Annotated in this window: 11 protein-coding genes; 4 read left to right on the forward strand and 7 right to left on the reverse strand. The window is 65.5% G+C overall.

The window, feature by feature from the left end; translation table 11 throughout:
- Window positions 1–336: 336 nt before the first annotated feature.
- Window positions 337–855, reverse strand: coding sequence for a hypothetical protein (locus AUC69_RS18655; RefSeq protein WP_425283539.1), 519 nt, complete (start codon window positions 853–855; stop codon window positions 337–339).
- On the reverse strand, window positions 806–1,753 hold the full coding sequence (locus AUC69_RS17115) for a hypothetical protein (protein ID WP_069442409.1): 948 nt from the start codon (window positions 1,751–1,753) through the stop codon (window positions 806–808). The genes AUC69_RS18655 and AUC69_RS17115 overlap by 50 nt, the downstream gene beginning before the upstream one ends.
- Window positions 1,754–2,055: 302 nt before the next feature.
- On the opposite strand from AUC69_RS17115, the gene AUC69_RS18660 reads away from it, so the two are divergent.
- Window positions 2,056–3,039: an AraC-like ligand-binding domain-containing protein gene (locus tag AUC69_RS18660; protein WP_280136651.1), complete on the forward strand. Its 984-nt coding sequence runs from the start codon at window positions 2,056–2,058 to the stop codon at window positions 3,037–3,039.
- Window positions 3,040–3,399: 360 nt separating this feature from the next.
- On the opposite strand, the gene AUC69_RS12245 is transcribed toward AUC69_RS18660, so the two are convergent.
- Window positions 3,400–4,068 (reverse strand): class I SAM-dependent methyltransferase, encoded by a 669-nt coding sequence (locus tag AUC69_RS12245; protein ID WP_342018587.1) that lies wholly within the window; start codon window positions 4,066–4,068, stop codon window positions 3,400–3,402.
- Entirely contained in the window at window positions 4,065–5,348 is a 1,284-nt protein-coding gene (locus tag AUC69_RS12250; protein WP_083239404.1) for a BtaA family protein, read from the reverse strand. Before AUC69_RS12250 ends, AUC69_RS12245 begins: the two co-directional genes overlap by 4 nt.
- Before the next feature lie 201 nt (window positions 5,349–5,549).
- Between AUC69_RS12250 and AUC69_RS12255 the strand changes: the two genes are divergently transcribed.
- Window positions 5,550–6,269 carry a metallophosphoesterase family protein gene (locus tag AUC69_RS12255; protein WP_158008106.1) on the forward strand — a complete coding sequence of 240 codons (720 nt, stop codon included), beginning with the start codon at window positions 5,550–5,552 and terminating at the stop codon, window positions 6,267–6,269.
- A 176-nt stretch (window positions 6,270–6,445) separates the two neighbouring features.
- Here AUC69_RS12255 and AUC69_RS12260 read toward each other — a convergent pair whose 3' ends face one another.
- The 3 genes from AUC69_RS12260 to otsB form a co-directional block, all read right to left on the reverse strand.
- Window positions 6,446–7,009: a hypothetical protein gene (locus tag AUC69_RS12260; RefSeq protein WP_069442515.1), complete on the reverse strand. Its 564-nt coding sequence runs from the start codon at window positions 7,007–7,009 to the stop codon at window positions 6,446–6,448.
- A 205-nt stretch (window positions 7,010–7,214) separates the two neighbouring features.
- Window positions 7,215–8,570, reverse strand: a complete 1,356-nt coding sequence (locus tag AUC69_RS12265; RefSeq protein ID WP_069442410.1) for a hypothetical protein — start codon at window positions 8,568–8,570, stop codon at window positions 7,215–7,217.
- A gap of 130 nt (window positions 8,571–8,700) precedes the next feature.
- Window positions 8,701–9,432, reverse strand: coding sequence for a trehalose-phosphatase (gene otsB / locus AUC69_RS12270; RefSeq protein WP_141700767.1), 732 nt, complete (start codon window positions 9,430–9,432; stop codon window positions 8,701–8,703).
- 261 nt (window positions 9,433–9,693) lie between these two features.
- Between otsB and AUC69_RS12275 the strand changes: the two genes are divergently transcribed.
- Window positions 9,694–11,115 carry an alpha,alpha-trehalose-phosphate synthase (UDP-forming) gene (locus tag AUC69_RS12275; RefSeq protein ID WP_069442516.1) on the forward strand — a complete coding sequence of 474 codons (1,422 nt, stop codon included), beginning with the start codon at window positions 9,694–9,696 and terminating at the stop codon, window positions 11,113–11,115.
- 167 nt (window positions 11,116–11,282) lie between these two features.
- The gene (treS, locus tag AUC69_RS12280; RefSeq protein WP_069442411.1) at window positions 11,283–14,585 is read left to right on the forward strand and encodes a maltose alpha-D-glucosyltransferase; all 3,303 of its coding nucleotides are present in this window, start codon (window positions 11,283–11,285) and stop codon (window positions 14,583–14,585) included.
- Window positions 14,586–14,593 lie beyond the last annotated feature (8 nt).

A 14,593-nucleotide genomic window follows, 5' to 3' on the forward strand; every position in this document is an offset into this window, starting at 1 on the left:
CACCCGACGACCCACGCGTTACAGCGCAGGTGGGCGGAGCGGGGACCCCCGAGGCTGGTCCGTTAACCGTGGCGCGGTGGTCCGGGCCTATCGGGAATGTCGCATCCGAGATCAGCCCATCTTTACCGCGCCACCCCGGGCGCCGTGTCCCTCACCCCGAACGACAGACGGTCTGCAGCTCGCGTCCTCATGGACGAGGGATGGGGTGATTTTACCGCAGCTTCGGAGGGCGGGGATAAGCGTGCTCAACTCGGCCAGAGGCCGGTCGCGCACGACAAAGAGGACGGGGATAAGTCTGCGCTCAAGCCGCGCGAAACGCGGTAGCGCAAACGACCCCTACCAACCGAAGGTCAGTCCGGCGCGGCCGGCAACCTCTCCTTCATTCGTGCCGACACCCAAACCGGCGTCCGCCACCAAGGAGCCGAACCCGGAACTCAAAAGGTTGGTGGCGAGCACGCCCGCCGCGGTGAAGCTGACCGCGTTCGCATCGTCAAATCCGCCCCAGCCCGCGCGCACGGCAAAATGTTGACCCGGCAGCAGGATGGGCTGGGCCATCGAGGCCACCGCGGCGAGGCCCTCGGTCAGCGCCTGATCGCGGCGCCCCAACGCGTCGATCTGAGACTGCGTCGCCAGGCCAAGTTGGGACGGCGTATAGGCGGCGAGGTCACCGCTCGCATTCGAGGTGACGATATGCGTTGGCGATCCTTGCACCGATTTACTGTGGCTCGAGGTCAGGCCCGGCATGGTGTAGCTGTTCGAGGCCGTGCCGAAGACTTGCTGATTGGCGCGCGTGGTGGTGGCGCCGTTACCGAAGGCGGCGGCGTTGGCATGCGTCGCCGTCGCGTTCGGGCCGATGGCGGTGCTGTTCGTGCCCGTTGCGGTGGTGAAATCGCCGAAGGCAGCGCCGCCGTTGGAAGCGGCCGCCACATTGCCGACCGCGACTGCCGGTGGCGACCGCGCCCGAGCCGATGGCGATGGCGTTCGTGCCCGTGGCCTGGCTGTTCAGGCCAATGGCGGTGGCACCATCAGCGCTAGCGAGGGCGCCAGTGCCGATGGAAACCGTATTGGATGCGGTGATGTTGCTGCCGGCGGCAAGGCCCATGGCCACGTTGTTGCTGCCGGTCACGAACTGTCCGGCGCTGTCGCCGAAGGCTGCATTCGAGTTACCCATGACGACCCCGCCGCTGAGGTAGCCGCTTGCCGTGTTGCGGTCTCCCGTCACGAGCTCTCCGGCACTATGACCAAAGCCGGCGTTGGAACTCCCGGTCACGCTGCGGCCGCTCAGATAGCCGCTTGCCGTGTTGCTGTCGCCGAAGACCGTCGTGCCACTGCTCGCACCGTTGGCCGTATTGCGGCTGCCGAACACGTTCTGTCCGGCGACCTCGCCAAAGGCCGCGTTGGAATCGCCTTCGACGTTGAAGCCGCTGAAGAAGCCGCTTGCGGTGTTATTGTTTCCGTCGACCTGCTGCCCCGCTGATCTACCGGTCCAGGTATTGCGGGTGCCCGTAGAGCCTAAGCCACCTGCCTCGGAGCCGAGTGCAGTCGTTTGGTCACCCTGCGCACTTGCGTCCGTGCCGACTGCCAACGCGCCGCTTCCCGGCGCCGACGCCTCGCAATTTGCGCTGGAGAGCAGGTCGCTATCGGCGACATCACCGGAGTTGCATCCGGCCGCGGCGGGATCGCTTTGCAGGCCGAGCATCGCGAGTACGGCGGCGAGGAACGCCATGCGGCGCGCGATCAGGGGTCTGGCCATGGCGGTGCCTTTCAATTGGCGGGGCGGTCTATCCGCTTCTCCATCTCGCCTGAACCTTTGTCTCCGTCTTGTCCTCGTCCCTGTTCGAATTGAACATTTCCCGGCTCGCGTGATTTCCTCACGCTTGTTGCCGCAACGCCACAGCAACGGCATGGTGACTCGCTCGCCTCGCCAGCCTATCCTCGGCCAGGCGGCAGCCCCCGTCGCGAGGAGAAATCCAGCAAGATGAAGAAGCTTGTTTTCTCCTCGGGGGATCTCCCCGCCGAGCTCGCGACCGCGCCCGTTTCAATCTTTGGCGTGACATCTTTGCTTGGCGCTATGGCTCGGCGGATATCACGCGACGTGCCGATCAGCCATTCAGCGCACGATCCGAGTTCGTCCAACTCGACACGCTTGGGATTGTGAAATCGCAGTCGACGGTACGGCGCTTCCGGCGAAACGCGCAGCAAGCAGCCGACGGCACGGGGGCATGTCTGATTGCCTTCAACACGGGCGCGTCCACCACAGTCGTCAGACAACATGACCAAGAAGAAGTCTACGGAGCGGGGCAGATCTGGTTGGGCTCCACGGCGGACGCCCTCGATGTCGCGTCGGACACGGGGACAAATTGGGTCACGCTTCTCGTACCCGCTTCGCGCCTCCTCCAAGTGGTGCCGGGTGCGGAGGACATGGTCGCCAAGCCAATCGACGCAGGGCGACCGGCCGTTCGCCACCTTAGGCGCTATATGGAGTTTCTGCTTGAGACCGGCGGCACGGATGACGAGCACGCGCTGACCGGCCGTCTCGACGCCATGCTGCTCGATCTCGTCGCTCTGGCGCTAGGTGCCAATGGTGATGTGGCAGAGATTGCCGGCATGCGCGGATTGCGGGCCGCGCGAATTCGCGAAATTCTTGCGAAAATTCACCAGGGCTTCTCGAGCCCCGCCTTCTCGGCGCAGATTGTCGGTCAGTGGCTCGGGCTTTCACCACGCTACGTTCAGGAACTGATGCAGGAGACGGGCATTGGGTTTACGGCGCGCGTCCTCGAACTGCGTCTTCAGAGGCCCGCGCGATGCTCTCCGACCCGGTCTATGACGGCGTCAAGATCAGCGATCTCGCCTATGCCTGCGGGTTCAACGAGGTGTCCTACTTCAACCGCTGTTTCCGCCGCCGCTTCGGTGCCTCGCCCACGCAATTTCGCCGGTGACCTTGTGATTCCAGGGCATGAGCGGATTCGGCGCGCCCTCAGCCACTCGATGGCCCCCGACTGCCAGCCGAGCGCCAAAGCAGAAGAAGCCCCGCCCTGATAGGCGAGGCTTCCCCCGTTCCCCCGAAAATCTGATTGCCCATCTACGGGACCAAAAAGGGCAAATGTCGGGCTGCATTGACGAAATCGGAGGAAAAACGTCTTCTGTTGCCGACAGGTCACAGGCCCGACGGGTCAGCCACATGCGACAAAACGGACCGGAAGATTGCCGGCTTTTAATCTCCGGCGGATTGCCGCGGGTGTAGAGATGAGTTGTCCCCCGATGGGGATTCCCCCCTCCCCATCCCTAGGTTCCAGTCTTTCCCGGAACCCGAGAAGCCCCGTCCCCCCGTACGGGGCTTCTTATTTTCTCCACCCACGAAATTTTCGCGCCGGCCCGATTAGGCCGACTCGGCCTGGATCACACAGGCTTGGTGAGCACCGCGTAGTCGGCATAGCCGCGATACAAGCGCCGAAAGTCGAGCGCCGCACCGCTGTCGCGCGCCAAGACGGCGAGCGTCGGCTCGAGCTCCGCGCGCGGATACACCGAGAACCGGCGCAGCCAAGCGAACAGCGCCGCCTTGAACCACCGGGGCCAGCCCTCTTGCTGACCGAAATCCACGATGTGCAAGCGGCCGCCGGGACCGGCAGCCTGGAGCGCCTGCGGCAGCACCTGCCGCCATGGCGGGATCATCGACAGCGTGTAGGAGATGAACACGCGGCCCACCTGCGCCTGCCCACACAATACAGACAGATCGAACGCCGTCGCGTCCGCCTGATGCACCTCGATGCGGCTGGAGAGCCCCGCCCGCGCGATGGATGCGCGCGCCGTCTCGAGCATGGCGTGCGAAATATCGAGCCCGACGAAGCGCGCCCGCGGGTAGCGCCGTGCCGCCTGGATGAGATTCCGGCCGGTGCCGCAGCCAAGCTCGAGAATCGTCGACCCGTCCGCGGGCTGCAACTCGTCGAGCAAGCGATCGCGCCCGAGCAGATAATATTTGCGTGTCGCGTTGTAGATGTAGCGCTGATGCTTGTAGATGCCGTCCATGTGGCGGGCGGCATCCTGCGCCGCGGCGCTCACGCTGTTCACGCCCACGCCTCCGCCGGCTTGTGAACATAGAGGTGGAAGCCGCCATAGATGGACGACCGGTCCTTGGCCGCAAGCGCGCGGCACTGTTCCGCGTCATAGGTGAATTTCGCCAGGATCCGGTCCGGCACGCGCCCCGGTAGAATGCTCTCCTCTCCCGCGGTGCGGAAGATCACCCGCGCGCCCGGACGCGCCGTCCGCTCGATCTCGCGCCACAGCGCGTTCAGAATGCCGTCGTTCATCCAATCCTGCGCATCCAGCAGCACGTAGGCATCGAGCGACGCGGTGTCCTGCGAAGCGAGATATTCCGTGAGCGAGCGATGCTGCACCTCGACGTCGCCGATCCGCGACCGCAGCGTGTCGAAGTTCTCAGGCAGCAGATAAGGCGGTAGCGGGCCGGTCCCGCCCGTTGCATAGCGCCGGCCGAAGGCTTGCCACGCGAAATAATTGTCGGCGAGATCGAAACCGCAGGCGAGCCGCTCCAGCCGCTGATGCACCACGTTCGACATATGGGTCTCGTTGCCTTTCAAGGCCTCGAACTGCGACGGCGGAATTCCGAGCCCGAATAGAGCCGACGGCTTGTTGAGGAGCCAACGGATGTGCCGCTTCTCGAAGAGCGGCGAAAGCTCGCTCTCGAAAATCTTGCGTTGCTCCTCGAGACTCTTGGCCGCGAGGATCTTTTTTGGATTGCGGCCGTGCATCCGCGCCAGCAGATGGCTCGCGCCGATGAAATTGCCGAGCAGGCCGTGCCGGTAGAGATTGGTGCGGAAATAGCCGATGCGCCGCCGCCCGAGCAGATTGCGCGCGTCCCAGTAGCGCCGCGAGGTCTCGTCGAGATGCGGCCGGATATAGGACTCGTAGGCGCGCACATTCTCGCGCGTGTCGGCCTCGGCGAAAAAGCGGTGCAGCGCGCCGTGGTCCAGCAGATGACGGATCGCGGCATGCTTCAGCTTGTTCAGCGCCACATGCGCCGGGTTGAGGTCGACGGCCGTGATTCGGATCGGCGCCGTGGCGAGATAGCTCAGGATATTGCAGCCGCCGGACGCTATCGCCACAAGGTGCTCGCCCTCTTTAAGCGACAACGCTTCCAGATCCACGAGCGGGTCTTCCCAGATCTGCGGATAGACGAGACCGGAGAAGGCGAGCGTGAAAAGCCGTTCCTGAATGCCTCGCTTGGAAATCGGCTTGTGCCGGTGGACGGCCTGCCGAAGTCGTTTGTTCTGGTTGCGACGCCGCTGCTGCGTCCCCTCGCCGTGCATGGCCGGCTGCTCGATCAATGCCATTTCAGCCCCTTTGTGAGTCTCACCCACCGAGGATCACGACATTTCCATATCTGTATTATGACAGGGCGAGACTCCGGCCCGTTCCGGGAGGCCCTTGAGCCCGGAACAGCCGGGAACCGAAGCGCCCCCGGGCTTTTGCAACCAGGGCGCGGCCGTTCTAGTGTCCGGCCAAACCGTCAGCCAAGAAGTCACTCGAGCCCCGTGTTCACCCTCGCCCATCTGTCCGACATTCACCTGAGCCCGATGCCGCACGCCAAGCGCCGGCATCTCTTGTCGAAGCGAATCCTCGGCTATGTGAACTGGCATCGCGGGCGGAAGCTGGTCCATCGCCGCGAGTTCCTCGACGCGCTCACCCGGGATATCCTGGAGCGCAAGCCCGATCATGTCGCCGTCACCGGGGATCTGGTCAATCTCGGCCTGCCCGAGGAGTTCCTGCGCGCCGCCGACTGGCTGCACCATCTCGGGAAACCGGACCACGTCACCGTCATCCCCGGCAATCACGACGCTTATGTGCGGCTCCATCCCGACAAGAGCACGCGGCACTGGCATCCCTATATGCAGGCGAACGAGGCCGGCGCGGCCCTGTTCGCCACGCCCGAGACGGGCTTCCCCTTCGTCCGCCGCTTCGGCGATGTGGGCATCGTGGCGCTGTCCTCCGCCATTCCCACCATGCCCTTCGTCGCCGCCGGCAAGCTCGGCAAGCCGCAGCTCGCATATCTGGCGAGCGCACTGGACCGGCTCGGCCGCGAAGGCCTGTTCCGCGTGGTGCTCATCCACCATCCGCCGCTCCCCGGCCAATCGGGCTGGCAACGGGGCTTGCGCGACGCCAAGAAACTCCGCGACGTGTTGAAGGAGCAGGCGCCGAGCTCGTGCTCCATGGGCACCGGCACGAGCAAACCGTGCATGAGCTCGAAACCGTGAGCGGGCCGGCCATCGTCGTCGCCGGTGCCGTCGGCGTCGGAAGCTGTGGAAGGACGCGCGCCCGCCGCCCGCTACAACGAATACAACATCGAGAAGAACGGGAACGGCTGCGCGTGGAGATGTCGGACGCGCCGCAGCCAGCGCCGATCAAGTGTGGGAATGCGAGCGGCGCGTGCTTAGGGAACGCTGAGCCACGCGGCGGCGAGCAGGCCCGCGGCGCCGGTGAGCAAGCCGACGACGAAGGCGGCGAGCACCACGCCCATGCCCGATCCAGCGCCCTCCCGCTCCATCACGATCTTCTGACGCGGACCGGGCTCCACCAGCGCCGCCTCGAGCCGCTCCCGGCGCACGATCTCATGCGCCATGTGGCTGGTGATGCGGTCCACCATCTCCGCGACCGTGGTCGAGCTGAACAGCGTGCGCCGTCCGTTCTCGCTGTTGCGGATGAACAGATAGGCGCCCGCGCCGTCGTCGATGGCGACATAGGTGAACAGGTCGATCCACAGCCGCGCCGGGCGGCTCGGCACCAGCGTCAGGCTGAACCGGTCGTCATGCTTGGGGATCTCGGCAAACACCATCTCAAGCTCGGCCTTGAGCAGCTCGAGCCGCGCGATCTCGCCGTCACGCAGATCGGCGGTGACGTCGAGGCGTTCCGCCTCCTCGAGACGGGCCTTGCGGATCGCCTCGCGCAAGGAGCGGTTGGCCGCCGGCCGCGCGATCGCTTTGACGCTGTTCTCCATCCCCGTGACGCCCCTCGTCTCTTCCTTATTGGGCTCAGCATAGCCCGCCAAGCGGCGGAAATGCGACTGAAAATCCGACCCGGAATCCCGCCAAAATCCGGGCTTTCGGGGGGCCGAACCGGTCTCCGCGAGCCAGGGTGCGTGGGTGGTTTTGGAGGCGTCGCCCCAGGGCCGGGACGGCGGGGTGAGCGGAAAAGCTCCGCGCCTATTTGGAGGCGAGTACAACGGACGCCCGGGCGTCGTCGAACCACTTATCGATGGCCGTGTCGACGCTGTCTTCGAGGCCCGACTTCCACGCGGCGATGGTGGCGTCGAGCGCTTCCTCGTTGGCCGCGACGAAACTCTCGCGGTTGATCGCCTCGTTGGCCTCGTTGGCGAGATAGTCCACCGCCGTGCCGATCAAGACGCCAATGGCCGCGCCCACCACCTGGCCGCCCATCGGCTGGACGAAGGTGCCGGCGACCGCGCCGCCCTCAGCGTAAGCGATGCGCGTGCCGAGCGAGGCGGCCACGCGCTGCGACAAGCCGGAGAAGCTGCGCGCCAGCACGCCGTTGATGGCCGGACCCAGCGCCAGCGCGCCGACCGTGCCGCCGGCCGCCGCGGTGCCGACGCCGACCACGCCGTCGAACGCGCGGTCCTCCATGAGATAGACCGGCGCCTTCCATTTCTGAGCGTCCCAGTCGAGCGCGATATTGGTCATCGACGTCGTCGCCGGGATCTCCTGCATGTGGCTCGTATGCTGGGCGAGGAAGAGCTGCAGCCGCATATCACCATTGGCGATCACCCGCCGGTAGCTGTCATGAGCGTGGCGCACCGCCTGCTCCACGCCTTTGCCGATGGTCTCGTCGCGGATCTCGGGCTTCAGCACCTGCTCTTTGTAGTTGCGCATGAAATACTCCTTCACGTCGGCCTCAATGGCCTCGGTCACGGATTCGTATTTGCCGGTCTCGAAGAAGCGGGTCACCGCCGAGGAGATGGTTTCCTTCAGCACCACATAGGAGCGCTTCCAGGCGAAGAACCAATCGGCGTAGGCGGCGATGGTCTGCTCACGGTCCTGGAAGGCCAGCGCGAAGCTACGGTCGATATCCTGATGCGCCGCCTGCTTGATACGGGCGCGCTCGTCGTCGAGCATGAGGATGGTGTCGTTGACGAACTCGTCCGCCTCGGACTTGCTGGCCACCACTTTGTGCAGCGTGCCGTCCACATCCTTGACCACGAGGTCGACGGCGTCCGGCGGCAGCGTCCGGTCCCCGAAGAAGACGTCGAACATGCTCTTGTCGGGATGGACCGCGGCGGTGTGGTCGAGATGGCGGTAATAGCTGCGATAGAAGGTCGTGCCGAGCGACAGCAGCGCATAGGCGACGAGCACCAGGCCGACGGCGATGCCGATGGGCCGCAGCAGCATGCCGAGCGCGGACGGCTTCACCAGCTTCTGCTTGACGGCGCGCCCGCGGCGCGTCGCCCTCACCGGCGTGGGCGAAGGCGAATCGGCGATCTCGGCCACATCGCTACCTGATGATGCGACGAGGGCGGTGCTCTGCCGTGTCATGTCGTCCAGCATGTCGTTTGACCTCGGAGCGTAAAAGTTAACGGCTCCCCCGGCCCCCAGGCGAATATAGGGCCATTTCCCAACGGTTGTAAGGCTTGATCCCCGCTCAAGACTAACGCGCGAAGGCCAAAACGGTTCGTTTTCAAGCGGTCTCGGCCAAGCCCGAAAGCCACGCGAACAGGCCCGCCCGGTCCGTCCGGTACTGCGCCAGGGTATCCCCGTCGTCGATCTTGATGCTGATGCCGCCGCGCTCGTTGACCACGGCAAAGGCGTGCTCGTCGGTGACGTCGTCGCCCATATAGACCGGCACGCGGCCCTTGAACGGCGCCTCCGCGAGAAAGGCGCTCACCGCCACGCCCTTGTCGATGCCTTGCGGCCTGAGCTCGAAGATCATCTTGCCGGGCAGCACCACGATGCCCTCGGCCCCGTCCACCGCCTGGGCTACCGCCTCCCGGCATGTCTCGGCCAGCTCGGGGCGCTGCCGGAAATGCAGCGCCACCGAGGCCTGCTTGCGCTCCAGCAACAGGCCGGGATTGGCCTCCACCAAAGGCTGGAGCCGGCCGGCCGCGAGCTCGATGGCGTGGATCGTGCGCACGTCCTCATGCACGCGGCCCGAGGCGTCGCGCCGGATCGAGCCGTGCTCCGCCGCGGCCGGCAGCTTGAGCGGGGCGAGGAAGCCGTCCACCACATCGAGGGACCGCCCGGTCACCACGGCGACCGCGTGATCGAATCGCCCGGCGAGCGCACCGAGCAAATCGATCACCCGCGGCTCGACCTCGACCAGCTCCGGACGCGGGGCGATATCCACAAGCGTGCCGTCGAAGTCGATGAAAAAGGCGGTATTGGGCGAAACAGGCGGCAGAGACTCAGTCATTAATCCTCATCGGGCCATTCACGCGCTCATACGTTCTCGTCGTGATTCCAAGGCTCTACGTCGCACGCCCCAAGGGGTACTTCAATTCTGTGCATGTTAGGAACCCATTGTGACGTTTTCGGTTTAAACTGCGGGGCTTCAAGGCAGAGATGGTTGGGGACATGGGGACGTCATCGAAAGGGGCTATGAGCTATGACGTCGAGCGTAAGCGTCGGCATGCCCACCAATCCGATGCCGCCTGCCAATGCCGGGAGGCATGAGATGACAGCGAAGCCGCGGAGACTGGTCGTGGTCTCCAATCGCGTCGCCGACTTCAACGCCAAGTTCCAGACTGGCGGCTTGGCCGTCGCCTTGGGCGATACGCTGAAGGCCTCGCACGGCGTCTGGTTCGGCTGGAGCGGCGACGTGACGGAAGACGCCGTCAGCACGGCGCCGAAAGTCGAGAATGTCGAGGGGCTCACGGTCGCCACCATCGATCTCACCCCAGAGGAAGCCGAAGGCTATTATTACGGCTACGCCAACCGCTGCCTGTGGCCCGCCCTGCACTACCGGCTCGATCTGGCCAAGGGCAACGAGGCCCATAGCGAGATCTATTTCAATGTCAGCGCCCGATTTGCCGACGCCCTGATGCCTCTGGTCGGCCCGGACGACCTGATCTGGGTCCATGACTATCACCTGATTCCGCTGGCCGAGGAGCTGCGGGGCCGGGGCTGCACCGCCCGCATCGGCTTCTTCCTGCACACCCCCTTCCCCTCGCCCGAGATCTTCGCCGCCGTTCCCGGTCAGAAGCGGCTCGGCAACGCGCTCATGGTCTACGACGTGGTCGGCTTCCAGACTTGCTCGGACCGCGACAATTTCCGCCGCTACGTCGCCGCCAGTCTCGACGGCGAGCAGTTGCGCGGTGACCGCATCGCCGCCCAAGGCGAAACCACGCTGGCCTCGGTGTTCCCCATCGGCATCGACGCCACCGCCTTCCGCAAGCTCGCCGAGAGCGAAAGCGCCAAGGGACCGTTGCTTCCCGACCTCGGGGAGGACATGAAGACGATCATCGGCGTGGACCGGCTCGACTACACCAAGGGACTGCCCGAACGCCTACGCGCCTTCGAGACGCTGCTCGAGGATTTCCCCGAGCATCGCGGGCGCGTCCGGCTGGTGCAGGTCGCCCCGCCCACGCGCGAGACGCTGCCGGTCTATCAGGAGATCCGCGAGGAGGTGGAACGTCTGGTCGGCCGGATCAACGGCCGCTTCGGCGATCTGCGCTGGACGCCGGTCACCTATCTCCATCGCGGCGTGCCCCAGGACATCCTGACCCGCCTCTACCGGGAGAGCGCCGTCGGTCTCGTCACGCCGTTGCGCGACGGCATGAATCTGGTGGCCAAGGAATATGTCGCGGCCCAAGCGCCGCAAGACCCGGGCGTGCTGGTGCTGTCCCGCTTCGCCGGCGCCGCCGAGCAGCTTCGCGAGGCCCTGCTGATCAATCCGCACGACATCAACGAGATGGCGCGCGCGCTCGACCGCGCGCTGACCATGCCCCGCCAGGAGCGCTGGGCCCGTCACAACCGTCTCTGGCAGCGGATCGAGACCTATGATCTGGACACTTGGCGCGACAGCTTCATCCAGACCTTCGCCGCCTCCGATTCCGATCCGGTCAACCTGTTTCCCAAGAAATTAGGCGCCGCCTAGGCGCTGCCGGCAGGCTTTCGCGCCCCGCACGGGCGGGTTATCGAACCCCTGCGGGCCGATGAGCTCTGGCCTCGACAGACCAATCCCCTTACCTTTTCGCGCACTTGCGCCTATCAAGGCGCCCTTCAACACGTGATCGCCCGCCTCTCCAGCCCCTTCGAGCGTCCATGATCGATCGTAACGACCGGCTCTGGTACAAGAACGCCGTCATCTACGAGCTGCACATCAAGGCGTTCTTCGATTCCGACAATGACGGGATCGGGGATTTCGCCGGCCTGGTGCAGAAGCTCGATTATCTGCACGAGCTGGGCGTCACCGCCATCTGGCTATTGCCGTTCTACCCCTCGCCGCTGCGCGACGACGGCTACGACATCGCCGACTACACCGCGATCAATCCCACCTACGGCACCATGCGCGACTTCCGCCGCTTCGTGTCGGCGGCGCACGCCCGTGGCATCCGCGTCATCACCGAGCTCGTGGTCAACCACACCTCCGACCAGCACCCCTGGTTCCAGCGGGCGCGCACGGCCAAACCCGGCTCCGTGTGGCGCGATTATTATGTGTGGAGCGACACCGACCAGAAATATCCCGGCACGCGCATCATCTTTCTCGACACCGAGACCTCGAACTGGACCTGGGACCCGGTCGCCAAGGCTTATTTCTGGCACCGGTTCTATTCGCACCAGCCCGACCTCAACTACGACAACCCCCGCGTTCTCGCCGACATCGTGCGCGTCCTGCGCTTTTGGCTCGACATGGGCGTCGACGGGCTGAGGCTCGACGCGGTGCCTTATCTGGTCGAGCGCGACGGCACCAACAACGAGAACCTGCCCGAGAGCCACGAGATCCTGAAGCGCTTCCGCCAGGAGCTCGACGAGCGCTATCCGGACCGCATGCTGCTGGCCGAGGCCAATCAATGGCCCGAGGACACCCGCCCTTATTTCGGCGACGGCGACGAGTGCCACATGGCGTTCCACTTCCCGCTAATGCCGCGCATCTTCATGAGCCTGGCGCGCGAGGACCGCTATCCCATCACCGACATCATCAGCCAGACGCCGGCGATCCCCGAGGAATGCCAATGGGCGATCTTCCTGCGGAACCACGACGAGCTGACCCTCGAGATGGTGACCGACTCCGAGCGCGACTATTTGTGGGAGACCTACGCCACCGACCGCCGGGCGCGGCTCAATCTCGGCATCAGACGGCGCCTGGCGCCGCTGCTCGACAATGACCGCCGCAAGATCGAGCTGTTGACCGGCCTGGTGCTGTCCATGCCCGGCACGCCGGTGCTCTATTACGGCGACGAGCTCGGCATGGGTGACAATTTCTATCTCGGCGACCGCGACGGCGTGCGCACGCCCATGCAATGGTCCGCCGACCGCAATGGCGGCTTCTCCCGCGCCGATCCCCAGCGTCTCTTCCTGCCGCCGATCATGGACCCGATCTACGGCTACGAGACCGTCAACGTCGAAGCGCAACAGACTCACGCCAGCTCGCTGTTCAACTGGACCAAGCGCATGATCGCCGTGCGCCAGACCCATCACGCCTTCGGCAACGGCAACCTGTCCTTCCTGCGCCCGCGCAACCGCAAGGTGTTGGCCTATCTGCGCGAGCATAATGACGACGTGATGCTGTGCGTGTTCAACCTGTCGCGCTCGGCGCAGGCCGTCGAGCTCGACCTGTCGGCGCAGAAGGGCAAGGTCCCCGTCGAGCTCACCGGCGCCTCGCAGTTTCCGCCGATCGGCACCCTGCCCTATTTGCTGACCCTGCCGGCCTATGGATTTTATTGGTTCACCCTGGCAGATCCCGCGCGCCTCGCATCCTTGCCGGAGCCGTATCCGGAATCGCTCCCCGAGCTCGAGACCCTCGTGCTCGGCGACGGCTGGAACATCATCGAGAGCCAGCGCGGCGACCGCGAGCGGATCGACCGCATCGTCCACGAGACCTTGCCCGCCTATCTCCGCCATCAGCGCTGGTTCGGCGCCAAGGACGAGGCGATCGTGTCGGCCACGCCGGAGCGCATCGGCGAGCTGCCGCAAACCGGCAGTGAGAGCTTCCTGTTGCTCGCCACCAATGTCGCCTTGGAGGACGGCACCACCCAGCGCTATTTCCTGCCGCTGGCACTGTCTTGGGGCGAGGACGATCTCAAGGTCGACAGTCCGCTCTTGCCGTATCTGCTGGCCAAGATCCGGCGGGGCCCGCGGGCCGGCATCGTCTTCGACGCCGCCCATGGCGAGACCTTCCCCCGCGCCGTCCTCAAGGCGATGAAGGAGCGAGACCGGCTCCCGGCCAATCGTGGCGAGCTGCGTTTCGAGGCCAGCGACGCGCTTCGCGCGCTCGACCTTCACGAAGAGCTGAGTGTCCGCCGCATCGGCCTCGGCGAGCATGCCCATACCTCGCGCACACTCGGCGACCGCGTGAACCTGAAGATCGCGCGCCGGCTTCGGCCCGGCATCGACCCGGGCATCGAGATGGGCCGCTTTCTGGCCAAGGCGGGTTTCGCCAATTCGCCGCCTTATCTCGGCGCCATCGAGCATGTCGACGAGACCGGCACGCCCACGGCGCTGGCCGTGGCCTTCGAGCATGTCCGCAACCAGGGCGACGCCTGGACGGTCGTGGTCAACGCCCTCGACCGCGAGATCGAGGAAGCGAGCCTCGCCACCCCCGCGAGCGAGGGCGGCGAGCGCGGCATCCCCTATTCGCTGTCCCTGATCGAGACCATCGGACGACGCACCGGCGAGCTGCACCGTGCTTTCGCCAACGCCGATGCCGGCGACCCCGCTTTCGCGCCGGAACCGGTGACCGACGCCGATCTCAAGGAGTGGTGCGCCCGCACCGTGGCGCGCGCCGAGCAGGCCTTCGCCTATCTGGAGCACCTGCCGGAGACGGTGGACGAGGAGACCCGCGCGCTCGCCGCCAAACTGCTGGCCTTGCGCGACGTCATGCTGAAGCGCATCGACACGCTCGTGCCGAGGATCGCCCGCGGCAACAAGCTGCGCCTGCACAACGACTATCACCTGCCGAAGATTCTCGTCGCCGAGAACGACGTCTATATCGTCAACTTCGAAGGCGAGCCGGACCAACCGGTCGACGAACGCCGGCAGAAGGCGCCGCCGTCGCGCGACATCGCCACCATGCTGCGCTCCTTCGACTATGCCGTGCGGACCGCCGTCGACCGCCAAAAGCAGCGCGGCGCGAGCCAGCTCGACGAGATCGAAAATCTCGGCATGCAGTGGCGCTCGCAAGCCGAGCGGCGCTTCCTCAGGGCTTACGGCATGGCGCGTGACGATTCCGCGAGCGGCTCGCATCTCGCCGGCGGCGAGCTGCTGCCGCTGTTCCTCGCCGACAAGCTGTTTCACGAGATCGTCTATGAAGGCGCACACCGGCCCGTGCTGCTGTCCATCCCCTTGCGCGGGGCGCTCGAACTGGTCGAGCCCATGGATGACGGCGAAGAGGAAGAGGACGACTAACCGTGATG

Source organism: Methyloceanibacter superfactus (genome assembly GCF_001723305.1).
Lineage (GTDB): Bacteria > Pseudomonadota > Alphaproteobacteria > Rhizobiales > Methyloligellaceae > Methyloceanibacter > Methyloceanibacter superfactus.

Bases quoted from the DNA above. Each gene is read 5' to 3' on its own strand.
- AUC69_RS12265 (WP_069442410.1), bottom strand. From the start codon at position 8,570: ATGCTGGACGACATGACACGGCAGAGCACCGCCCTCGTCGCATCATCA.
- AUC69_RS12260 (WP_069442515.1), bottom strand. From the start codon at position 7,009: ATGGAGAACAGCGTCAAAGCGATCGCGCGGCCGGCGGCCAACCGCTCC.
- AUC69_RS12250 (WP_083239404.1), bottom strand. From the start codon at position 5,348: ATGGCATTGATCGAGCAGCCGGCCATGCACGGCGAGGGGACGCAGCAG.
- otsB (WP_141700767.1), bottom strand. From the start codon at position 9,432: ATGACTGAGTCTCTGCCGCCTGTTTCGCCCAATACCGCCTTTTTCATC.
- treS (WP_069442411.1), top strand. From the start codon at position 11,283: ATGATCGATCGTAACGACCGGCTCTGGTACAAGAACGCCGTCATCTAC.
- AUC69_RS17115 (WP_069442409.1), bottom strand. From the start codon at position 1,753: ATGGCCAGACCCCTGATCGCGCGCCGCATGGCGTTCCTCGCCGCCGTA.
- AUC69_RS12275 (WP_069442516.1), top strand. From the start codon at position 9,694: ATGACAGCGAAGCCGCGGAGACTGGTCGTGGTCTCCAATCGCGTCGCC.